The sequence below is a fragment of the Bacillus sp. SG20033 genome, from assembly GCF_044570195.1.
Lineage (GTDB): Bacteria > Bacillota > Bacilli > Bacillales > Bacillaceae > Bacillus > Bacillus subtilis.
In genome coordinates this window covers 2,278,068-2,299,915 of the sequence record NZ_CP172606.1, presented here as the reverse complement: position 1 = coordinate 2,299,915, position 21,848 = coordinate 2,278,068, and the positions used below count along the sequence as shown (strand labels likewise).

At 38.1% G+C, this 21,848-nt stretch carries 26 protein-coding genes and 5 pseudogenes; 21 read left to right on the top strand and 10 right to left on the bottom strand.

Translation table 11 applies throughout. The features are described from left to right. The first annotated feature begins 81 nt into the window (after positions 1-81). Positions 82-618, top strand: coding sequence for a DUF420 domain-containing protein (locus ACFVP7_RS11955; RefSeq protein ID WP_003231280.1), 537 nt, complete (start codon positions 82-84; stop codon positions 616-618). 89 nt (positions 619-707) lie between these two features. Here ACFVP7_RS11955 and ACFVP7_RS11950 read toward each other — a convergent pair whose 3' ends face one another. After that, positions 708-1,385 (bottom strand): lysozyme family protein, encoded by a 678-nt coding sequence (locus ACFVP7_RS11950; protein ID WP_014480011.1) that lies wholly within the window; start codon positions 1,383-1,385, stop codon positions 708-710. 193 nt (positions 1,386-1,578) lie between these two features. Here ACFVP7_RS11950 and czrA point away from each other — a divergent pair, with 193 nt between their 5' ends. Continuing rightward, positions 1,579-1,902 (top strand): Zn(II)-responsive metalloregulatory transcriptional repressor CzrA, encoded by a 324-nt coding sequence (gene czrA / locus ACFVP7_RS11945; protein ID WP_003231284.1) that lies wholly within the window; start codon positions 1,579-1,581, stop codon positions 1,900-1,902. A 26-nt stretch (positions 1,903-1,928) separates the two neighbouring features. Here czrA and csk22 read toward each other — a convergent pair whose 3' ends face one another. After that, entirely contained in the window at positions 1,929-2,474 is a 546-nt protein-coding gene (gene csk22 / locus ACFVP7_RS11940; RefSeq protein ID WP_095843767.1) for a mother cell-specific sporulation protein Csk22, read from the bottom strand. A 205-nt stretch (positions 2,475-2,679) separates the two neighbouring features. Here csk22 and ACFVP7_RS11935 point away from each other — a divergent pair, with 205 nt between their 5' ends. From ACFVP7_RS11935 to csaA, 7 genes are all read left to right on the top strand, one after another. Then, the gene (locus ACFVP7_RS11935) at positions 2,680-3,621 is read left to right on the top strand and encodes a helix-turn-helix transcriptional regulator (protein WP_396582172.1); all 942 of its coding nucleotides are present in this window, start codon (positions 2,680-2,682) and stop codon (positions 3,619-3,621) included. 53 nt (positions 3,622-3,674) lie between these two features. Next, complete coding sequence (locus ACFVP7_RS11930) at positions 3,675-4,157, top strand: GyrI-like domain-containing protein (protein ID WP_014480008.1); 483 nt, start codon at positions 3,675-3,677, stop codon at positions 4,155-4,157. Between the two features lie 75 nt (positions 4,158-4,232). Then, the gene (locus ACFVP7_RS11925; RefSeq protein WP_087961118.1) at positions 4,233-4,934 is read left to right on the top strand and encodes an MBL fold metallo-hydrolase; all 702 of its coding nucleotides are present in this window, start codon (positions 4,233-4,235) and stop codon (positions 4,932-4,934) included. A gap of 5 nt (positions 4,935-4,939) precedes the next feature. Continuing rightward, the gene (locus ACFVP7_RS11920) at positions 4,940-5,515 is read left to right on the top strand and encodes a TetR/AcrR family transcriptional regulator (protein ID WP_396582170.1); all 576 of its coding nucleotides are present in this window, start codon (positions 4,940-4,942) and stop codon (positions 5,513-5,515) included. 77 nt (positions 5,516-5,592) lie between these two features. Next, a complete protein-coding gene (locus ACFVP7_RS11915; RefSeq protein WP_021481454.1) occupies positions 5,593-6,336 on the top strand; it encodes an N-acetyltransferase in 744 nt (247 codons plus the stop codon). 14 nt (positions 6,337-6,350) lie between these two features. Beyond that, a complete protein-coding gene (locus ACFVP7_RS11910; RefSeq protein ID WP_072174094.1) occupies positions 6,351-7,076 on the top strand; it encodes a helix-turn-helix domain-containing protein in 726 nt (241 codons plus the stop codon). A gap of 64 nt (positions 7,077-7,140) precedes the next feature. Continuing rightward, positions 7,141-7,473 carry a chaperone CsaA gene (csaA, locus tag ACFVP7_RS11905; protein ID WP_014480003.1) on the top strand — a complete coding sequence of 111 codons (333 nt, stop codon included), beginning with the start codon at positions 7,141-7,143 and terminating at the stop codon, positions 7,471-7,473. A gap of 249 nt (positions 7,474-7,722) precedes the next feature. On the opposite strand, the gene ACFVP7_RS11900 is transcribed toward csaA, so the two are convergent. Further along, on the bottom strand, positions 7,723-9,159 hold the full coding sequence (locus ACFVP7_RS11900) for a flavin monoamine oxidase family protein (RefSeq protein ID WP_124073037.1): 1,437 nt from the start codon (positions 9,157-9,159) through the stop codon (positions 7,723-7,725). A gap of 127 nt (positions 9,160-9,286) precedes the next feature. Here ACFVP7_RS11900 and ACFVP7_RS11895 point away from each other — a divergent pair, with 127 nt between their 5' ends. The 5 genes and pseudogenes from ACFVP7_RS11895 (at position 9,287) to ACFVP7_RS11875 (ending at position 13,378) form a co-directional block, all read left to right on the top strand. Next, complete coding sequence (locus ACFVP7_RS11895; protein ID WP_338730486.1) at positions 9,287-9,805, top strand: SMI1/KNR4 family protein; 519 nt, start codon at positions 9,287-9,289, stop codon at positions 9,803-9,805. A 139-nt stretch (positions 9,806-9,944) separates the two neighbouring features. After that, positions 9,945-11,660 (top strand): annotated as a pseudogene (locus ACFVP7_RS11890) (T7SS effector LXG polymorphic toxin). A gap of 10 nt (positions 11,661-11,670) precedes the next feature. Next, entirely contained in the window at positions 11,671-12,168 is a 498-nt protein-coding gene (locus ACFVP7_RS11885; protein ID WP_144530259.1) for an SMI1/KNR4 family protein, read from the top strand. Between the two features lie 62 nt (positions 12,169-12,230). Further along, positions 12,231-12,809, top strand: coding sequence for an SMI1/KNR4 family protein (locus ACFVP7_RS11880; RefSeq protein ID WP_257432906.1), 579 nt, complete (start codon positions 12,231-12,233; stop codon positions 12,807-12,809). A 35-nt stretch (positions 12,810-12,844) separates the two neighbouring features. After that, positions 12,845-13,378 carry a GNAT family N-acetyltransferase gene (locus tag ACFVP7_RS11875; RefSeq protein ID WP_085187541.1) on the top strand — a complete coding sequence of 178 codons (534 nt, stop codon included), beginning with the start codon at positions 12,845-12,847 and terminating at the stop codon, positions 13,376-13,378. Between the two features lie 288 nt (positions 13,379-13,666). Here ACFVP7_RS11875 and ACFVP7_RS11870 read toward each other — a convergent pair whose 3' ends face one another. Further along, positions 13,667-13,750 carry a putative holin-like toxin gene (locus tag ACFVP7_RS11870; protein ID WP_072592542.1) on the bottom strand — a complete coding sequence of 28 codons (84 nt, stop codon included), beginning with the start codon at positions 13,748-13,750 and terminating at the stop codon, positions 13,667-13,669. A 259-nt stretch (positions 13,751-14,009) separates the two neighbouring features. On the opposite strand from ACFVP7_RS11870, the gene ACFVP7_RS11865 reads away from it, so the two are divergent. Then, positions 14,010-14,369: a hypothetical protein gene (locus tag ACFVP7_RS11865; RefSeq protein WP_043857661.1), complete on the top strand. Its 360-nt coding sequence runs from the start codon at positions 14,010-14,012 to the stop codon at positions 14,367-14,369. 39 nt (positions 14,370-14,408) lie between these two features. On the opposite strand, the pseudogene ACFVP7_RS11860 reads toward ACFVP7_RS11865, so the two are convergent. Beyond that, positions 14,409-14,701 (bottom strand): annotated as a pseudogene (locus tag ACFVP7_RS11860) (hypothetical protein). Between the two features lie 160 nt (positions 14,702-14,861). Between ACFVP7_RS11860 and ACFVP7_RS11855 the strand changes: the two are divergent. The 4 genes and pseudogenes from ACFVP7_RS11855 to ACFVP7_RS11840 all read left to right on the top strand — a co-directional run bounded on the left by ACFVP7_RS11855 (position 14,862) and on the right by ACFVP7_RS11840 (position 16,801). Further along, positions 14,862-15,157, top strand: a pseudogene (locus tag ACFVP7_RS11855) (YolD-like family protein). Next, complete coding sequence (locus ACFVP7_RS11850) at positions 15,150-15,734, top strand: type VI secretion protein ImpB (RefSeq protein ID WP_338730484.1); 585 nt, start codon at positions 15,150-15,152, stop codon at positions 15,732-15,734. The pseudogene ACFVP7_RS11855 and the gene ACFVP7_RS11850 overlap by 8 nt, the downstream one beginning before the upstream one ends. Then, positions 15,713-16,378, top strand: a complete 666-nt coding sequence (locus ACFVP7_RS11845) for a DNA polymerase thumb domain-containing protein (protein WP_338730483.1) — start codon at positions 15,713-15,715, stop codon at positions 16,376-16,378. The genes ACFVP7_RS11850 and ACFVP7_RS11845 overlap by 22 nt, the downstream gene beginning before the upstream one ends. Positions 16,379-16,600: 222 nt before the next feature. After that, positions 16,601-16,801, top strand: coding sequence for a hypothetical protein (locus tag ACFVP7_RS11840; RefSeq protein ID WP_021481449.1), 201 nt, complete (start codon positions 16,601-16,603; stop codon positions 16,799-16,801). Positions 16,802-16,954: 153 nt separating this feature from the next. On the opposite strand, the gene ACFVP7_RS11835 is transcribed toward ACFVP7_RS11840, so the two are convergent. The 5 genes and pseudogenes from ACFVP7_RS11835 to ACFVP7_RS11815 form a co-directional block, all read right to left on the bottom strand. Next, positions 16,955-17,098, bottom strand: a complete 144-nt coding sequence (locus ACFVP7_RS11835; protein WP_153801665.1) for a hypothetical protein — start codon at positions 17,096-17,098, stop codon at positions 16,955-16,957. Next, positions 17,088-18,218, bottom strand: a complete 1,131-nt coding sequence (locus tag ACFVP7_RS11830) for a Rap family tetratricopeptide repeat protein (protein ID WP_338730481.1) — start codon at positions 18,216-18,218, stop codon at positions 17,088-17,090. The genes ACFVP7_RS11835 and ACFVP7_RS11830 overlap by 11 nt, the downstream gene beginning before the upstream one ends. 133 nt (positions 18,219-18,351) lie before the next feature. Further along, positions 18,352-18,429 carry a phage holin gene (locus tag ACFVP7_RS11825; protein WP_227057947.1) on the bottom strand — a complete coding sequence of 26 codons (78 nt, stop codon included), beginning with the start codon at positions 18,427-18,429 and terminating at the stop codon, positions 18,352-18,354. A gap of 865 nt (positions 18,430-19,294) precedes the next feature. Beyond that, positions 19,295-19,669 carry a YoqO family protein gene (locus tag ACFVP7_RS11820; protein WP_338730480.1) on the bottom strand — a complete coding sequence of 125 codons (375 nt, stop codon included), beginning with the start codon at positions 19,667-19,669 and terminating at the stop codon, positions 19,295-19,297. Positions 19,670-20,200: 531 nt separating this feature from the next. Then, positions 20,201-20,425, bottom strand: a pseudogene (locus tag ACFVP7_RS11815) (hypothetical protein). 143 nt (positions 20,426-20,568) lie between these two features. Between ACFVP7_RS11815 and ACFVP7_RS11810 the strand changes: the two are divergent. Both ACFVP7_RS11810 and ACFVP7_RS11805 read left to right on the top strand, forming a co-directional pair. Then, positions 20,569-20,736, top strand: a pseudogene (locus ACFVP7_RS11810) (hypothetical protein); the annotation flags it as partial. A 64-nt stretch (positions 20,737-20,800) separates the two neighbouring features. Beyond that, positions 20,801-21,718 carry a hypothetical protein gene (locus tag ACFVP7_RS11805; protein WP_230488201.1) on the top strand — a complete coding sequence of 306 codons (918 nt, stop codon included), beginning with the start codon at positions 20,801-20,803 and terminating at the stop codon, positions 21,716-21,718. The last annotated feature ends 130 nt before the right edge of the window (positions 21,719-21,848 follow it).

Sequence of the window (21,848 nt, the reverse complement as noted above, 5' to 3'; positions counted from 1 at the left end):
CGAAGCAATCGAAACCGTTGACATCTTCTTTGAATTTGCATACGATTTGGATAGCCAGTACAAATTAGGAGAGGTCACCAAATGAACCAAACAGAAAATAAACCGAAAAATTACACGGGGATTGTCCTTACGCTGACAGTTCTGATTAACGGTTTAATCGCAGTGCTGTTTTTTATGCCTAAATTAGATCAGTTCAGCCATGCGAATATTCACATTTTGCCAATGCTGAATGCGATATTCAACAGCTTTACGTTTATCTTCTTATTGGCCGCGCTGATTATGATTAAACAGAAAAATATCAAAGCTCACAAACGCTTTATTTTGGCCGCATTCACAACAACATTACTATTTTTGATTTGCTATGTGACGTACCACTCGATTGCGGAAAACACGCTCTATGGCGGAGAAGGTATTATGCGCCCGATTTATTTCTTTATTTTAATTACACATATCTGCCTTTCTGCAATTATTGTGCCGCTTGCGCTGTTTACGCTGATCAGAGGCTTCAGCATGCAGGTAGAGCGCCACAAAAAAATTGCGAGATGGACAATGCCTCTATGGCTGTATGTAAGCCTTACAGGCGTTATTGTATATTTGATGATTTCACCGTATTATTAAAAGCCATACTCAGTATGGCTTTTTTTACGTGTAAACATGGCAAAAGCCCAAATTCATTTTTGGGCTTTTGTCAGTAAATTGATAGACTCTTATTCATGAGCCTTGGATTCCATGGTTTCAAGTGTTGCAACCTGCAAAGATTCTTCAACAGTTTTTGTTTTTTCTTTTACTTTTTCTGCATACGTATAATCACCGTAGCAATACGGATAGCGGAAATTTTTCGCATTTCCCCCGCAAGTATACAGATCAGGATTTTTTTTGACTTGCTGCTCGGAGTATTGTTTTGCCAATTCCTCAGTATGCGTTCCTCCATGTTCAGCTACAAAATCAATGTAACCTGCCCCCATGTTGTAGCTTTGAATAATGGTATCCAAATCCACGCCTTTTTCCTTACCGGTCTTGTACATGAGGGTAAATTGCTTGATGCCTTGTTTAACACTGAGTTGAGGGTCTGTTATCTCATTGCGTTTTAACCCCAGAGATTCAGAGGACTGCATGGGATCATTGCCTTTTCCTTTTGACTCCTGATACATCATGCCTAATATGAGTGATGTATAATTAGAGAGTCCTTGGCTTTCAAGCTCTTCTTCCACCAAGGGTTTGTAATCGGTTAAACGTTCCAAAACAATCGTTTTCGTATCGATCGGAAGTTTTTTGACTAAATCCCGGTTGAAAAAAAGCAGGACCAATAAAAAAGAGGCGATGACAAAGACAAAAATCATCATAAAACCCGCAGCAGCGAAACAGCCTTTTCTCTTTTTCTTCACTGTGTTTCACCCTCAATGTTTGGAGCAGTATGACCTTTTTTATTATGACATAAGACGGTATATCAGACCAAGTAAAAACCTGATTTGAAACATAAATTTAAACTATGAGATTGAAATGGAATACAAGCAGGCTGGTTTGCACTCAAGCGCATTTGTTATAAGATAAAACTATGAATAAAGAAAGGTGATACATATGACTGAATTTAGAGAAACGGAACAATCGGCTGCTGATCTGGACGAGGAGACGTTGTTTCTAGTCGCGCAAACATTCAAAGCGCTTTCAGATCCTACCCGAATCAGAATTCTCCATTTATTGTCCCAAGGTGAGCATGCAGTAAACGGAATTGCAGAAAAGCTGAATTTACTGCAATCCACTGTGTCCCACCAGCTTAGATTTTTAAAAAATCTCCGGCTTGTCAAATCGCGCAGAGAAGGAACATCGATTTATTACTCTCCGGAGGATGAACATGTTTTAGATGTTCTTCAGCAAATGATCCATCATACGCAGCATGATTGAAAAAGACATCCTTGCTTAACTCGCTGCTAGCGGGCAAGGATGTCTTTTTCTTTATTGTGTCCGTGCTGTTCGAGTTCGTTTCTGCTGAGCTTGATGACAAAAGAAGAAAAACCGATATAATAAACGGCTATCAGAAAAAAGACGCCTATTGTCAGAGGGTCCGTTCCGATTGACTGACTGTAAGATCCAAGGCTGTTTAGATCAGGCGAGGTAAGATAAAGCTCTGTCACTCGATATAGAAATCTTGACAGGAATAAGGTTAAGAGAATCATTTCTACCCAAATATGAGTCCGAAAATAGATCTTTCCTCTGCGTTTTTCAAAGGAGATGTTTTTCTTAGCGAAAAAGACAAGGAGCCATCCGCCAAGAATGCCCAAAATGAGATATCCATATAAAAAAGGGTGAATGGCGCTGAAGATTGAAAGTCCAAAAGCAAACAGCGAGAAAAGAATGATACGGGTGAACAGCCAGCGGGGCTTCAGCGGCTGGTATCCGATGGACCTTTTAATTTTTTTATACAGAAAAAAGATGATGATCATGGCAGGATAAACGCTCTGAAGTGTAAGATGCATGATGTGAAATCCCCTCCGTTGAAAAGTGTATGCTTATCCGGTCGGAAATAGTAGCTGAAATAAATACTGAACACAAAAAAGAAGGGGAAACCCCTGTTTTCATAGCATATGCGAGGTGTATTCCGCCGCATAATAGATATGCCCAAGCTTTATCAAAATGTTATGATTGTTTTGTTGGAAAATACAAGAAGAAAAGGTGCGCAGAATGAAACTGGAACGTTTGTTAGCGATGGTTGTGTTATTGATCAGCAAAAAACAAGTGCAGGCTGCAGAGCTTGCTGAGCTGTTTGAAGTATCTGTCAGAACAATTTACCGTGATATTGAGACGATCAATAGGGCTGGTATTCCGATTGTGACCTCACAGGGTTCCGGGGGCGGAATTGGCATCATGGAAACGTATCGGCTTGAAAGAGAGTGGCTGAAGGAGGAGGAATTGTTTGCAATTGCTTCCGCTTTGCAGAGCGTTTCATCTATGTATGAACCTGTTTCTCACAGCACAGCCTATCAAAAAATCAAACACCTTATACCTGAGCAATCTGCTCAAGCATTTAAGCACCAAACAGAAAAATGGTTTATTGACATGACGGCATGGGGCCATACCGAGGATCAAAAGGCGCTTCGTGAGAAAATCAGCGCCGCCATCGATCGGTTGTCAACGATATCTTTTACATATACAAGCGCAAGCGGGGAAACTCTTCTTCGTGAAACTGAACCTTATACATTGGTTTGCAAGGCGGGGCACTGGTATTTATATGCCTACTGCCTGGTAAGAAATGATTTTCGTTTTTTTAAACTAAACCGGATGAAAGATCTGGCTATCTTACATCAGACCTTTATCAGAAAAGACATTCAGCTGGACACTTTGCCATGGGATAAGAATTGGTACCAGAAGGGCCGTTTAACTGAATTGGTTATTCTTGTTCAGCCGGCAGCACGTCAGCGCATAGGTGAATGGTTCGGATATGATGTCCTTCACTGTTGTGAGGAAGATAAAATCTGCCAGGCGGTGATTTCACTTCCAGAAGATCAATGGCTGATCGGTTTTTTGCTCCAGTTCGGAAAGGATATTGAGGTTCTGCAGCCTCTTCATATACGGGATAAAGTAAAAGAAACCATTCATCACATGCAAAAAATATATGAAACCTGACACACTGCTGTCAGGTTTCTTTGTCTATAATCTTAAAAAAAGGAGGAGATCGTATGGGCTTTTCACATATAACACACTTAGACCGGAAACGATTTGCCGGACTATCACAACGGACAAGCAACGCACTGGAAATGACGGAAGAAAGGAGGATTCCGGCACTGTGGGATCAATTCTGGAAGCAGGATATGAGCGCTCTTTTATCACAGGCTGAAAAAGACAAGAGCATTATTGCCTTATATTCGAATTATGAACAAGAGACGAATGGGTTTTATACGTTTTCAGTCGGAACGTTTCAGGAATACGACGACATTCTTCCGGGACCATATGAAAACATTGATTTGCCGGCTTCCGCTTACGCCGTTTTCACTTCCAGAATCGGTCCTATTGAAGAGATTGTGCTTGAAACGTGGAAGGAAATTTGGACTTGGGATAAGCGGCATCTGCGCACGTTTACAGGTGATTTTGAGATGTATGATCAAAGTGCCGCAGTGCCACAGCGAGCACAAGTTAACATTTATGTAGCGATAAAAAAATAATAAACTCTTGAAAAACTAATGGTGTTAGTTAATAATAAAACTAACGCCATTAGTTTTTGTTAGGAGGGTAAAAAGATGAGAATGACTCAGTACCAAACGGTTTGGCAGCTGACTTTTTTTCCAGCATTGTTTCCGGTTAATTGCTATTTAGTAGAGGAAGAAAACGAAGTCACCCTTATTGATGCCGCACTGCCAGGCAGCTATAAAGGGATTATTCAAGCTGTGAATCAGCTTGGAAAACCGCTTCAGCATATTTTACTGACTCATGCACATGGGGACCATGTCGGATCACTGGATACATTGGCACAAACATTTCCGCATGCAAAGGTCATGATCTCGGAACGGGATTCATTCTTGCTTCAAGGTGACACATCCTTGCGGCAAGATGAGCCGCAGACGCCTATAAAAGGAGGTATTCCGAAACACATACAAACAAAGCCTCACCAACTGCTGACGGGCGGTGAAACAATTGGTTCTCTGCTTGCCATTCCAACACCGGGCCATACACCGGGCAGCATGTCATTTCTTGATACAAGAAACGGCACTTTAATAGCAGGAGATGCGTTTCAGTTGCGCGGAGGAATCGCTGTATCAGGTCAGATAAAATGGACGTTTCCTTTTCCCGCTTTCGCCACATGGAATAAGGAGGAGGCCATCAAAAGTGCACAATTGCTCGCCGATAAGGCGCCTTCCTGTCTCGCTGTCGGACATGGAAATTTCCTGAGATCACCCGCAGAGCGGATGAGACAGGCGATCCAAAAAGCAAAGAAAGGATGATGAGCATGTCACCGAGAATAGGTTTGACCCAAAAAATGATTGTAGACGCTGCAGCGGAGATTGCCGATCAGGAAGGGGTAAATGGTGTCTCACTTGCGGCACTTTCTAAAAAAATGAATGTGCGCCCCCCGTCATTGTATAACCATATCAACGGGCTGCAAGCGATCAGAACAGAACTTGCTGTCAGAGGACTGACAAAGCTTTTTGATCAAATGGCGGACTCCGTAACCGAACGAAAGGGAGATTCCGCTATGCTTTCTTTAGCACATGCATATGTTGATTTTGCAATTGAAAATCCCGGATATTATGAAGCGGCTCTGCTTAAGGTTCAGGACAAACGGACGGAAATCGTCTCTGACCAAATTGTCTGTCTTGTGACGAAGCTGCTCATTGAAAACTGCTATGCAAGTGAAAAGACTGCCATTCATGCGACAAGGGGGCTTAGAAGCCTGCTGCATGGCTTTACTGCTTTAATCGCAAAAGAAGCATTTGAACGTGAAGAGGACATTTTAGAAAGCCTGTCATTTTCAATTCGGACATTTTTGTCGGGATTATTAATAAACAATAAAAATATTATGTAAACAAATAAATGGATGTCTTATATTTCTGAATATTGTATAATATCAAGGGAGTATACATAGGGGAGAGGCATTATGCAATGGATGACATTCACAAGATTGAACGGTTAGCGGCAGCTTCATGGCCGGCTTATTTTCAAAAAAGCATAGGGCAATGGCTTCTCAGAGCGAATTTTGGCGTAACCAAAAGGGCAAATAGCGTATGGACGTCTGCGGATATGCCAGAAGGGGATTTTCAGCTAGAGGCTGAACTTTTTTATCAAAGTTTAGGCTTACCTGTTTGTTTTCATATTAGCAACGCATCACCGAAAGGGCTTGATGACGCATTGGCAGACAGCCGTTATGAAAAGGTAGACGAGTGCTTCCAGATGACAGCGTTGTGCCGGTCAATTATGAGCCGAACAAATGACAACAGCCGATTTACATACAAGTGGGAACAAGAGCCATCATCTGTTTGGATAGATGAATTTATTCAATTAGAAGGGTTTTCACCCGAGCGTCACAAAGGTTACAAACACATTTTCGAACGCATGCCGCCGTGTAAAACTTTTTTCAAGATGTATGACAAAGAAAGCCTGACAGCGCTTGGCACGGTTTCTGTCATTGATGGTTATGGCGGACTTAGTAATATCGTTGTAGCTGAGGAGCACAGAGGAAAAGGGGCAGGAACCCAAGTGATCAGGGTGTTGACTGAATGGGCAAAAAACAACGGAGCGGAACGCATGTTTTTACAAGTGATGAAAGACAATCTGGCGGCAGTTTCTTTATATGAAAAGATCGGATTTTCGCCTATATCGGAACACCATTACCGGATTAAAAGATGACCAAAGGAAGGGGTTTGCTGATGGACTCGCTTCAAGAGATGATTTGCGAAAAACGGACATACACACGCCTTTATCATTCACATAAGCACGCATACAGCCAATTTCTTTTTCCGCTTGAAGGGAGTATTGATCTTGAGACTGAAGAGCGCCAGGTGAAATTAAAGCCAGATCATTTTTTATATATTCCGCCGGAGTGTGAGCATCGTTTCCGTTCTATCGGAAGAAATGAATGTCTTGTACTGGATGTTCCGCTTCATGCAATGAAAATTGATGAGTATCGTGCAGGATCGGGAATTGAAGCTGCACTCGATCCTTTCTGGTCTTCGATCAGGTACTTGCTGACAGAGGAAGCAAAGGCCGGAACAGCCAACTCGCTTCATATGCTAGTACAATACATAAAAGAAAAGCTTCAATCCCATAACTATGCCTCAATTGCATACATTCACAGCCATTTATTTGAGCGGCTGACGATTAAGAAGCTGGCAGAAATCGAGCATTATCACCCAGCTTACTATTCAAGCTGGTTCAAAAAACAGACAGGGAAGTCCCCGCAGAACTATATTGCCGACCTTCGCCTTGAGGAAGCAAAACGAATGCTGATGGAGAGAAATGAAACCCTTACCGTCGTGAGCGAGGCGCTGGGCTTTCAAAACCTTTCTTCTTTTACAAGATGGTTCACGAAAAGCACAGGAATGCCGCCCCGCCTGTATCGAAACACCTTATATTCGGATAAAAAATGATGGCTCTTTAGTTAAAAGAATATTGTATATCTCCTTTACAATAGGAGAAAAAGGAGTTATTGATATGGCAGTTATTGAAGACTTTGAGAAATTGGATATCAGAACGGGAACAATTGTAAAAGCGGAAGAATTTCCTGAAGCAAGAGTACCGGCAATCAAGCTTGTGATAGATTTTGGGACTGAAATCGGCATAAAACAATCGAGCGCACAAATCACGAAGCGTTACAAGCCGGAAGGTCTCATCAACAAGCAAGTCATAGCAGTCGTGAACTTTCCGCCCCGCCGAATCGCCGGATTTAAATCGGAAGTCTTGGTCCTCGGCGGCATACCCGGCCAGGGCGACGTCGTCCTTTTGCAGCCGGATCAGCCTGTCCCAAACGGCACAAAAATCGGATAACGCAAAAAAAGACGTTTGCCTAAGGCAAACGTCTTTTGCGTATTGAGGCGATGCACCACACGCCACATTCGTGTGTGCCGTAAAGGCATGTACATCGGCTTACACAATTCAGCTCATCGCTATATGAATATAGCATGGAGGGCGAAGGAATGCAAGGATTACTTTGTTTTTGTGATTGAATTTGTCCGTCTAATCAAGATCTTATTATATGAAATGTAATAATCTTTTAGTACAGAAGGTGAGCATGATCTAAGGTAAGCGATTGACCTCATAAGCAACACGTATTCCAGATTCAATCGCGCCTTGCATCCACGCATGAGTGAGTGAGGCGTGTTCTCCGGCGAAATGAACTCTGCCCTCAGGGACAGGAATATAGGGATACAGCTCTAATTCTTGTCCTGGTTCGAAAGCTGTAAAACCTCCCGCAGAATACGGGTACTGGCTCCAGCTAAAAGAAGTGCCAGACACAAATTCAGACCACACAATATCACCATAGATTTCAGATAAATTCAGTAAAGTATACTGGATTCGCTCTCCTTCTGAAAGACTGTCCCATATTAGTGCCTCATCAGCCCATGTATAACTCGCCAGAATGACGGCATGTCCATTTGCTCCAATATTTCTGCTTGGATAATACGAAAAACGAATCGGTAGATCAGTAATAGATTTGCCGCCGCGCTGCCCGGCTTTTTCCCAAAATCGGCTTTTAAACTCTATGCCGATTTTTGTTGCACTGATATAGTTTAGCTCACGGATGGCCCTCCGTTTATAGTAAGAGAATGAATGGTATGGTTCGACTTTTACAAATCGCAATGTTGAAAAAGGAATGGTTACAATAGCGAGATCTGCTGTGAACGATGCAAATTCTGCCGTTTGTTGATGCTGACAATGGATCGTAACACTATTTTCCCCCTGAGAAATTTTCATCATTTTTTGATGGTATAGAATGTTTGTTTTTAATTGAGGAAGAAACGCGTGAGGCAGCAGATCCATGCCGCCAGTTATCTCATAGAAGTGAGCGGGCGATGAAAAAAAGATAGATTCCCGCAATACTTCAACAAGGGACATCCCCATATACGCTTCCATATCCAAAAGTACACCAATCATATCGATCGCGCCATATGAAAAATACGTGTTTAAAAAAGAGCTTAACGAATGATTTTTGTATTGTTCTTCGACAATCCGCCAATTTCTCGCTGGATTTTGATTGATAAAATTTAGAATAGGCTGCAGTAAAGAAAGCATCAGCTCTTCAGACGTTTTCCCTTGTTCATTTGGTGCAACTGGGTATCTCAATATTCCAGGAGCTCGTTCAAAAACTTGGAGACGTGTTTTGATTCCATTTGCATAAATGATGTCCATCGGGGTTCTGTTGAGAAATACATTTGTTGGCAATTTGAATTTTTTTATATATTCTAAGGTTAACGAATGGTTATTCGGTATGCGCATCGGGCCAGCGTTAAAATACAAATCATCACTAAAGGGAGCTCTCAAAGTGCAGACACGGCCGCCCGCTCTGCCGCTCGCTTCGAGAATCGTTACTCTGTGACCGGCATTTTTCAGCAATGATGCTGATACAAGCCCGGACAATCCAGCTCCTACAACAAGAATATGCTTTGGATGCTGGGATGCGCTAAGGCCATTTCTAATGATCTTTACCATGTCATCATTCATTAGAGAATTCAATTTTTGGAGGCACCTCTTTTTAGAATTTATTGCATTATATTCACTGAAAAGAGCACCTATCACGATCTGTTCACATCTTTTGGAATTTGAAAGGTTATTGTTAAAAGGAAATAAAGGGGTGATGTATGTGACTAACTTTGTTCATAAGACGGTAAATGGCTTGAAAAGTCTTTTAGATGAAAAAGGAGCCATTAAATTGTTTTGTTCAGAAGGTGATATCATGGAGTTCCTTGTTACATTTTCACCGGACAAAGCAACCCTGAATGACATTCAAAGCTTTGAGGCTAAACACCAGCTTACCCTTCCAGAGGATTATCAGAAGTTCTTGACACTGCATAACGGTGCGAAAATTTTTGAAATTCTTTCTGATGGGGAGAATATAGGTGGAGGACTTCAGCTATTTAGCCTGGAAGAGATTGAAGAGGAGTTAAAATATGAGGATTTGTTTGAAGATATCAATGGTATTCCAATTGGCTACTTATTGGAAGAATGCCATTTAATGATTGATAAAGATAAAGTGAACCAAGGTGATCCCAACTATCTCTATATATTTGAAAGTGGTTTAGAATATAATCCATTAAATGTAAACTTTGAAATATTTTTAGACCGGTATATATTGGCCAATGGAGAACCTTTTTGGGATTGACGCTACTATACCGCAGAAAATGATTATAGAACAAGATAGTGTGTGATGTATAAGACAGTCATTTTGGCTGTCTTTTTCTGTTATTCAAATAGATTACTGTGGTAAAATTCACATAGAGTAGTCTAGGAAGGAGAATGATATGAAGGTATTTGAGGCTGATTCATTACTCTTTGAGGCCGATAAAAGAATCAAAGAGTTTAAGGAACTAAGGTCGCAAATGGTGAAGCTAAGAAAAGCTTTTCAAAACGTAGCTAACCTAGATGACAGTGAGTTTTCAGGCAAGGGTGCTGACAACATTAAAGCATTTTATCATGATCATGTCGGTGTTACCGATCAATGAATTGATTTAATTGACATGAAGATTGCTTTCTTAAGCAGCATGTCTGCAAAACTTGAAGATGCAAAGATGTCAGATGCTTACATAGAAGAATCCTTTTTAGAACATGAACTGGCGAACGCTTATACAAAATCAAAATCCATTATGTCTGAACAGAAGAAAGCGATGAAAGACATTCTGAATAACATCAATGATATTCTCCCCCTTGATATATTCTCAACAGAAGACTTCAAAGACAAACTTTCTTCTGCAGATGACAAACGTGAAAAAACAATCGATAAGCTAAACAAGCTTGATGAGGATTTAAAAACAGAGTACGCTGAGACTGAGCCAAACGAACAATTCATCCAGCAAGATTTTAAAAAGCTGCAGGAATCTACAGGCAAAGGGAAGAACGCCACTCCGATTCACTATAACGCCAAAGCGTATAGAGAAAGTGACATACATAAGAAAAAAGGCGACATAGAGAAGCATTCTGAAGCTTACTTAAGCGTGAAGAAAGAAGAAGCAAAGGACCGTGAAATCAAGGAATTAAAGAAAAAACTTAATGACGGTGTCTCTGACCCTGATGAATATTTAGAGATTGCTAAGAAAGTAGGGTACGAGAATCTGGAGCCAGCTCAAGTACAGCTAGCAGTGCAAATTGAACAAGCGAAGCAGCTAGAAGGAGCAGGAGAAATCACCTGGGATATCGTAAAAGGTGTAGGAGTAGGCTTATATGATGTTGGTAAAGACACTGTAACCGGCATATGGGATTTCATCACCGATCCGGGAGAAACGCTCTCAGCACTGGGGAATGCAGTTATTCATCCAGTGAAAACATATGACGCTATTTCAGCAGCAATTGAAGAGTCATATCAAAAGGATATGGTGAATGGAGATGCCTATTCAAGGTCAAGATGGGTGACGTATGCAATTGGCTCAGTGGCTGCAGCTGTTGTCGGAACAAAAGGTGCAGGAGCCATTAACAAAGCAGATGCAGCGGGCAAAGTAATAAACAAAGCAAGTCAAGCAGGGAAGAAAATTAAAGACGTTAAGATTCCAGATTTGCTTCCGTATAACCCTAAGTACGATCTTGCTATGACAGGGGACGTGCCATACAATGTAGTGGATGGAGAAAACTTAAAAAATCAACTAATGATTTTTGCTAAAGGATCAGATAAAGAAGTTAAACCTTTTGATGTCGTTGATTATAGACCAAGTAACAGTCCTTTAGAGAATCACCATGGTGTAATGGATGTATGGGCTAAACATAATGTTCCGAATTATGTGAGCAGAGGTAGTAATACGCCAACAGTAGCTTTAACTAAGGAGCAACACAATGCTACCAAGAAAGTTTATAGAGAATGGTTGTTCGAAAAAACAGGGAAGAAAGTTGGCGGCAAAGTAAACTGGAAAGAAGTATCCCCCAGAGAAATACAAGAACTTACTGAGAAGATGTTTGATGCTGCTAATGTTCCTAAAGAAGCGAGACAGCAATATTATAATGCATTTAATCAATACAACTTTAGAAAGTAGGTGTGGACATATGAGTATTGATATGTTAATCAAGAAGATTGCTTCTACATCAGACTGCCGGCTGTTTGAAGCTGATGGTCTCCCAGCGATAGACGTGAAGCATCAACTACCAAGAGATGTTAGTGAATTTTATGAGCAATGCGGCGGAGCAGTTTTATATGAAAATGCGGATTATCCAATATACATAGTACGACCAGCTGAGTTTGAATTGGCTAATCCCATTATTGTTGGGGAACTCTGTGAAGAAGACATTTCATCCGAGTGGTATATTGTTTGCACGGATGGAAAAGGAGAATACCTAACAATTGACTTAAACGAAGAGCGAAAAGGAAAATGCTATGACAGCTTTTTTGATCGACATGGAATAGTTGGTGAAACACAGGTGATAGCAAGTTCATTTACAGATTTAATACAGCGACTGCTTGAGAATAAGGGTAAACATTGGTATTGGTTAAGGGATGATTATATATCACTAGGCGATGCATATGATGGCGTAGAAATTGAATAATCTAATAAACAAAAGCATTGCAATTGTTCATTGCTAAAGATGTGCAATGCGGAGGGATTAAAATGAGCTTCACTAAGATCGAACAAAAGTTGAAAGAGTTTACGATTGATGCTGGCACATATCCTAGCATTAATACAAATGAACAACTCAAAGAGCTTGAAATGAACATAGGCAATCAATTACCTTCAGATTATAAGAACTTTTTGAAGAAATATGGCGGCTGTTATTTAGAAAGTAAAAAAACATCAGATGAGATTGAGTATGACGTTTGCTATAAACCTATAGAGAAAGATCCTTGGATGGGCAAGGGCGATGATACACAATTGTTAGAAGGTTTTTATGGTTTAGCGAACGATCATGACAGTCTTCAGAAAGCAATCGATACATATTCTGATCGCTTTCCTAGAAATATTATTCCTATCGCAAGCTCTGCAGGCGGGAATGAAATATGCATGGATATCGATAATGGAAAGATATTGTTTTGGGATCATGAATTAAGTCATCCCGACAAAGACTTTTTCTTAATTGCCAATTCGTTTGAGGAGTTTGTCTTCAGTTTAGTTGATGAACCAATTGAAGCTGATAAAGAAGATGATGGAATTCTGTATATTGAATTAGATGATGACTTACTAAGCAGTTAAGAAAGCGTATGGAAATAACTGGAGGAAAAGTTAAAATGGCAGTTAGTTATTGGACAGGGGAGAATCTTACACTGCGAGCAATTCAACCTGAAGATATCGTTATATTTGATTCGTTAGATGATGAAATTCTGCGAAATATGGACTCGCTACATTTTCCTCGTTCAGCTAATAACATGAGAGAATGGGTAGAAGAACAATTAGAAAAAGATGAATTCCGTTTTATTGCAGTTGATAGTGATAATAATATAGTAGGTATAATTGAAACCTTTGACTGTGATAGGAAAAATGGTACCTTCGGTTATTATTTGGCTGTATTCGAGCCATATAGGGGAAAAGGATTTGCCAAAGAAATGATCTTGATGGTTCTTCGCTTTTTCTTTTTGGAACTTGCTTATCAAAAAGTAAATACAACTGTTTATTCTTTTAATAATCCATCCATACGATTACATGAAAAATTAGGTTTCATGAAAGAGGGACAACTAAGAAAGATCATTTTCACTAAAGGTGCCTATTATGATGGTTTTTGCTTTGGAATGACAAGAGAAGAATTTGAACTGAATCATGGATAATATCACTTGTGCATCGATAAAGTACTGGATTCCAATAAAATAATGGTTTTATCCATAAAGCAAAAGTTTTGCAAATTATTTCAATGGTTTCATTTAATGTGCTATAATCAGAACTGTAAGACATTTGATTGGTTATAGCGTATTTCTTTAATGAGAAATACATAAAATAAAAAAGACCGAGGTGCTACCAACACCCCGGCTATGTACAAAAAGCTGTCCATCAAAGGGCTTGCTCGATGTGGTTTCTAGGTAGACCTATCCCTTCAGGTTCTGAGGCTCAAGGGAGGTCTATTTTTTATTTATATAAGTCAACAGGGCAATTATAAACGACCCGAATGCAAGCATTAGCATTAATACCTGGAATGTTGACATAGCATCACCCCCTTTCTTTAGGGGATGAGCAAGACTCTCTTGAGTGAGCAATCTTAATGAACAGGAAATATTATACTATACATAAATCCCCTTCTCGTTAAAAATTCAATATATTAACAACGTGAAAAGAATTTGCAAAATGCAGGTTCTTTTTTGTATTCAGTTATTAAATCATTTGAGTGATTGTCGATATTTAACATGTGTAAAAATGGAAAAGGTGATACAATTATAAAAAGTTCTGAGAGGATTGTGATTATCGGTGGTAAATGTAAACTCAAGCGATCTTATTTATGATCCAAAATTCTTAGCATTTTGCAGCTTGGCTACAGAAGGATATGGGGGAAATAACTCAGCTCCTAGTAGATCCATTGGTTTTAGTGAATTCTGTGAAAAACTTGAGAAAAATGAAGTAGTTAAACCTGAGAACAAAAAAAGCTCACTTGACCTAAATAAGTCTTTAGATTATTGGAAATCAAGGTTTAATCCAGGCGGTAATCTTTCGGCGTTAGATTCTCAGGTATTAGATATTATCAAAAAAGCTTACAACTTAGGCATGGTTAACAAAGATAATATGCTGTTGCGAAACGAAGCAGTTAATGCGTATAAAAATTCAATTTAAATATGAGACAGAGCCCAGCTTAATAAAGTGCTGGGCGTTTTACTTATTAGAGTTATTTTCTCGCAAATACTTTTTATGTTCTTTCTCCAACTTTACAATATCATCTTTGAATATATAAATTTTATATTTTTCCTTTGCTTCACTTTTGGTATGATCCATGCAATTGTAATTGCCGGATCTGTTTGACCAATTTGCACACTAAATAAACCAAATTCATCCCGAATACTACCGATTACTTCCAAAGGGGACTTTTTATTTGCTTAGGTTAAAGTTATACCTGACATAATCAAAACAGGAACTAAAATCAAAAATTCAATTAACCTCTTCTTCATTTACCATCACCGTCTCCCTCGTCGAAAAGAATCTCTCCTTTATTAATACTACGTAAATCATTATTGACCTTTATATTTTATTACCAACATTTGTTCTGTTAATATTAGATCAATAAAGGAGGATATGCTTAGAGATTGAGGAACAATCGACTGGACATCAATGATGCTCCCAGAGCATTTAACACAGCTTAAACAAGATTTGATTGATGTATCAAAAATTGAAAAGCCAGCTTTAGATGATCAACAAATTGAGGAAATGGGTATTCTCGTTTCTGAGGCATTGGAATTAAATAAAGAGTTAAATTTCAAACTCTTTAACAATGGATTTGTTGAAATGTCATCGGCAGAGTCCATTACATTAATTTTGAACAACAAAAGCTTCACGGAAAAGACCAGAAGGACAATACAGTTTATATCAACATGAATAACATCATAGGAGTTACATACAATGATTAATTACTCACAATTTCCACGAAAGAAAATACTTTGTGTCGATATGAAATCCTTTTATGCTTTTGTATCGGCTGTCTCAATGGGGCTCAATCCTTTAACATGTTACCTTGCTGTTGTAGGGAATACGGAGAGACAGGGAAGTGTAGTGTTAGCTGCATCTCCTGCACTTAAAAAAGATTTTGGAATCAAAACAGGATCGAGACTGTTCGAGATCCCTGAAGATCCAAGAATACACATTGTAAATCCACAAATGAAGCTTTTCATCAAAGTTTCAACTGAGATTACAAAACTGTTTTACAGATTTGTCCCCGAAAAATGTGTCCATACGTATTCAATTGATGAATCTTTTTTAGATGCAGGAAAAGAAAAACCTGAAGAAATGGCCAAAGCAATCCAAAGCAGCATGTGGAGAGAGTTCGGTTTGATGTGTACTGTAGGCATTGGAGACAATATGTTGCTAAGTAAGCTTGCGCTTGACCTGGAGAGTAAGAAACGAGGAGTGGCATTGCACGTTGGAGATATGAAGATGTACCAAATAAACTCTGGAAGGTTCGCCCTTTGTCTAAAATGTGGGGAATAGGAGGGAGGATGGAAAGAAACCTGAACCGAATGGGGATATCAACTGTAGGTCAGTTAGCCAAATTTCCTTTAGAGCTGCTTGAAAAGAAGTTCGGAATAATGGGGAACCAGTTGTATTATCATGCTCATGGAATCGATTTATCTGAAATAGGAGCTCCGTTGATGCAGGATCAGATTAGTTGTTTCGGTAAGAGTCAGATTTTACTGAGGGATTACACAAGGAGAGAAGAGATTAAGGCTGTTCTTCTGGAGATTTGTGAGGAAGTTGCAAGAAGAGCACGCACACACAACAAAGCTGGTCGAACAATCAGCCTGGGTATTGGATACAGTAAAGATGATCTTGGTGGTGGATTTTCACCGAGCCAAAACAATAGATCTTCCCACAAATATCACGATGGACATATATCGATGATGCTTGATAAGTTTTACTCGGGTAAAACAGTGAGAAGTATCTCAGTTACGTTATCAAATATTGAGGATGATGTTAATCAACAGTTGAGTTTATTTGAAGTGGATAATGAAAAGAGAAGGAAACTTGGGTTTAGAAGTAAATACAGATCGAAAGCGATTCTTAGAGCAGTTTCTTATACATCTGCTGGTACTGCGCTTCACAGAGCAGGGCTGACTGGTGGACATACATCATAAAGTTAAGATGATAAAACTACAATGTTAATTTGCTTATTTTAATAGAGAAACATAACGTATTCTGCCACCATACACTATGGTTTTACTAGACACAGAGGACATCTTTTCTTATACCATTAGACACAGTATGGCTTACTTATTTTTACTTAAACAGTTGGAAATGGTTTTTTCATCTGAGATAATAAAACCTACTTTTCTCATAAATAAACGAGGTGAAAATCAATGAATGGGATAGAATTTTTAGAATCTGTGTCACAACTGGGACAAATAATTTTATTGTTCTCCGGCTACGCCTTTTATTGGAGATTGAGTAAAATAAAAAGAGAACGAAGACTTACAAAATATGAAACTTTTCTTAGGTTCTTCGTAATGTTCGGCATATTAGCATGGGGGCTTTCGTTTCTTGCTTTGCATATGTGGTAACAAACTTCCCATTAAAATTTTATTTTGAAGACAAAAGACCACACTGACTGTATTTCGTAGTGCGGTCTTTTTAGTTTAATTAGCTAATGATTAATCAAGAGTTGACAAATTAGTAGCACCCATTGCTCGGTAATGTTTCTAATGGGTTAAATATTAAACAAAAAACTTGGTCGGTTGAATAGAAGTAATATTCCTTTTAGCTTCATGGAACTCTTTGTCATTCGAGGATGAAAAGCCACTAAAAATTGCTAATCCAACGACAACTGACAAGGTGGCTAATGCAAGTTTAAATTTCATATAAACACTCTCCTCTTTGTATTTGGATTCGGGCATCCACCATGACGTCAAAAAAGGTGGTTGAGTTTTCAAATTGCCCTATCTCCTTACAATAATTAGCCGTGTCGAGTGCTAATTCCTCTAAATCTGGATACATTACATTATCTTTAAGTACAGAAAAAGTTCGGAAAACTGTGCGTTTATCTATAGAGTCGATATATAAAGCCTTTAAGTAATTAAACTCAGCAACTAAGACATCATCGTTAATGGCTTGTGCTTTCTTGATTCCTTTTTTATAAAGAATAAAGGCTTTTTCAATATCCTTCATTTTGAAGTAAATTTGTGTCAGTGTAAATAACGTATGAGGGAGAAGATCACTTTTATCGTTTTCGTACAGTGAAACTGCTTGTTCAATATATTCAGCAGCTTTGTCATACTCTTTCATCTTATAATAACAATTTCCCAAATTATATAATGATGCCCCAATTAGTTTGTGCTTGTTTATAGCTTTAGAATCTTTTAGGGCTCTTTGAAGATGCGGAACTGCTTTTTCATGACTTTCCAGATCATCAAAGTTGCCTGCTACAACAAATGCACATTGTATTCGGCGAACAGTATAAGTTTTTTGGTCTTTATAAATGTTAAGTGCTGCTTCAGCATAGTGCATTGATACATGGGTTTGTTTCATGTGATAATAAACTTCAGCCATTTTGAAATAAAACTCAGCTCGTTCAATTTCGTCTGTTACTAAAGCGAGCTTTTTCTCAGCAATTTTATATGACCTTATTGCTTTTATATAATCCTTCTTATCAAATTCGTACATTCCTCTAAAGAAATTGCAGTAATATTCCAGGACACCTTTAAGCTTTGTTTGACTGCTTTCGATCTTTTCTAATAAGTCTGAAATTTTAGGGCGTTCTTCATTCAATGACTTAGGTTCAAGGTAATCCAGCATTAGCTGATGACGAAAACACATTAGAGAATAATACAACAATAAGTCTTGATCTTCCTTCATATGTTTTATTTCTTCTTCAACCTCTGCTTTTAATATCTCAGCATCTGGAACGGCGAACATCCGTATGTATTTATACCACTCATTGATTTTAACTCCAACCGTGGATGACGGAATTAATTGCTCCATTGAAATCCCTCCCTCTATGTATCCAATAGACTAAATATGTAATATTTTATCATATTTAAGTGTTTAAGGAAGATTAACATTTTCTTAAAAAGCGAAAAAAATACCCTCTTCAATTAAGAGAAGGGCAGGGGTTTTATCTCGGTGAATCATAATCCATTGCTTGTTTACTATCAGAAATACCTTGAGTTGTTGAGTCAACAATGATACCCATTGCAGTTTAAAAAGTTAGAAGTGCATTAAATTTCTCTGTTAAATCGTCACCAAATACAGTCAAGTCGTATAACGTACACGAATAACATGCTTATCGTAAAAATTTATAATGAGTTAAAAAAGACAGTAAACATAAGGATTTTTGATACTTTAATTAGTGAATAGGGGGTAAACGATAAAACGTAAGTGGGAGTAGGGAAAAGTGGTTGTTTTAAGGAGATATTGATAAAAAGGGAAAATTTTCAGAAGGAAAAACGTTGATAATATAGGCTTATACGATAGCGATTACGATGTGAAATAGGGCGATTTAAAGTGAAATTAGGAAAATGAAAATTTGGATAGGGTGTGGAAATGGAAGTGCTATGAGTACATTTGTTCTTGCTTTTGAGTATTTGGATGTTAGTAGACCCCCAAATATTGGTTTAAATCTCTATATAATAAGTCTTATACCTGCATTTCAGTTACATATAATGGTTATGTCCGAATGCTTTATGGATATATACAAAAGTGAAAATCAAGAACATTTTAAAAAAAAGCAGAATAATTTCTGGCTTGAAATGGGATAGATAACTCTGTTTTTGATCGTTATCGTAACAGGAAAAATTAATAAGAACACTTATTATATCCTTAATAAGCCAAATGTTCTGAGTGAAGTACTACATATTCAACCTTGTCTTTTTAATGGAAATGGAGCATCCATCGTTTTTTATTTGGCCATATTTTAATCCCTCAATGATAGCGACTGATTAACCCTTATATGCAATATAAGATATGGCCAAAGTAATTATTATTACTCAGCGGTAACAGAAGAGAATGAATTAGGGAAAGCATTTGATTTCATACATAAGAGACCACAAGGCAAAGAGTTAAAACTCTTTACCATCAGGTGTTTTCCTTAACCGATTCGCAATTAACTTCATTAAATTTACTGCAATAGATACCAAAACAATAATCAAAGCGATTTCAGATAAGATGATAAGTCCAATATTTAAGTCAAGCCTATCAAAGTAATCACCGCTAAAGGAAATGAGTTGATAAATACCTAGCATTAGAGCTATAAAGATTGCTCCTAAAACAATTAGAGATTTTTTAGAGAAATCCTTAGCATGTTCAAAATTATAAATTATTAGAAATACAAATAGACAAGCCATAGCAATCTCATGAGTCAACGAACCGCTTGCTGAAAATCCTTGCACAATTAAGGAAGCAATTAATCCAATTATTCCGATTATTTTTTTCAAGGTATCACCTGCTTTGTATGATCCTAGGTGCCAGCTTACCAATTAAAGGGGAATTTCTCAAGACCATGTACTTTAAAGTTAACTTTCGAGATTTTAAACAGAATTGGAGGCCTTGATACATGGGTTTATATGTAACACACGGAGCATTCGATGGGGCGTACTCGTCATTCAATAATCTTAGGAGATTTTTATTAAAATCAATTGGAGGTAGTTGGCCACCACATGATAACCAAAAAATTTAAGTATGGCTATTGGTACTTTGGCAAAGGCTATTCAACAATAACCTATAAGGGGCTAACAGAGTTTTTCGGTCATTCAGATTGTGATGGTGTAATTACACCTGAAATGTGTAAAGTTATTGCAGAGGAATTAGAAGCCATCTACCCTATGCAGAAGAGTTGGCAAATGTGTGGATGCCTCATGATTATACGCTACCTAATAGATACATAGAGACTTTAGAACAGTTTATCAATGGGTGTTGATTGGCATTTGAGTTGAATGAGCCATTAGGGTTTAGATAAAAGATAGTTTTTAACTAAACATATAAGGATGGATCGTTATCGGTAAAAGTACACGCATCGATAACGATCGCAGAAGGGGATGTTAATCTCTATAGCGGCGTGTTTTCTCGAAATAATCTGGATAATTATTCTGCTTTGGTCTTAATTTAAATACAAACCAAATTGCAAAAGCAAACGTATAATCCAGGACTTTATCAAAAGTCCAGTTTGTGAAAAGATCCAGAAAAAAATTCATTAGTTTCCACCTCCGAGACAAAAATGTCCTATCTCTCTTAGATGGCATGTGTATGACACGCTCTATAAATAAAAGAGTGAAATCCAATATGAAAATCTAAAAAGAATTGAAAAAAACTTAAAAAAGTATAAAGGATGCAGTAAATGATGGAAACTAAAGCGAAAGCAAATGTAAAGATTCACGTACTGGCTGACGAAACACTTAGCGGCATCAAGCGCGAATACGTAGAGGTCGATCGTAAAACGGAGGTTGGCGAGAAGATCATTATTGTTGATAAAAATGATCCAGATGATGAGTACGAGAATGGAGCTAATTTAATATGGATTTTCAATTTTCAAAATTGTAAGGTTAACTTATCTACCCGGAGGTGATGTTATGTATATAGGGAATGGCCATTACTGTTATTCAAATTCAACTGCAATGTTTCTTTCATCAATAGGAGAAAATGTATCTCCTCAAATTGTAGAGATATTAACTGGTGTTGGGTTAGGTGCCATGATAGAAAATGAAAAAAACCTTTATTTTAGTATGAGAGATCCTGATGATGGTATCAATTATGCTTTAAACATCCTTGGATTTACTGCAGAAGAACATCAGCAAGCTAGGGACTTAGATGACCCATTTCCGTTATTAAAACAGCAAATCAAACAAAACCCTGTAATTCTAGGCCCTTTAGATATGGGGGAGCTAACATACCATCCGAATCATAAAAATTTAAATGGTTCTGACCATTATGTTCTAGGGTACCAAATGGATAATGAAAATATTTATGTGCAAGATCCAGCTGGCTTTCCATTTGTTCCATTATCACTGGACCAATTTAAGAAGGCTTGGATGGCGGAAAGGATTCCGTATAGGAAAGGAATCAATAAATATTGGTCTTCAGCAAAAAAGGTTCTCACATTAGACAATAACGAAATATACGAGAGAGCAATTGATTATTTTAAGAGAACTTATCGGAAATTCGAAAAAGTGGATATAGGGTTAATTGGAAGGGAAGCAATTTGTTTTTATGCTGATCAATTATTAAATGCCCCTATTACAGCTGATACTATAGGGCATACAACATTCTTCCTTTTCCAATTAAGTGCAAGAAGGGCCAACGATTATGCAATGTATTTTAAAGATAGGCATTCACATTTATCAGTGTTGAAGACTGAACAGGCTAAGGTGTTTGGGATATGTCATTCTATGTCTGTAAATAAAGATTGGAAAGGTATATCGGAGAAGTTAATGAAGCTAGCCGATTTAGAGGATAATTTTAGATTGGAACTTTTAAAAGTCGGCTATTAATTATAGAGATTTCCACTTTAACAAACGGGGCGTTTGTTCAATAAAGGTCTCAATACATATTATAAATATCAACTATGTATGAGCCCTTATTTTAATTTTAGTCTTGATAATTTAAGCTCAGTGATATAGC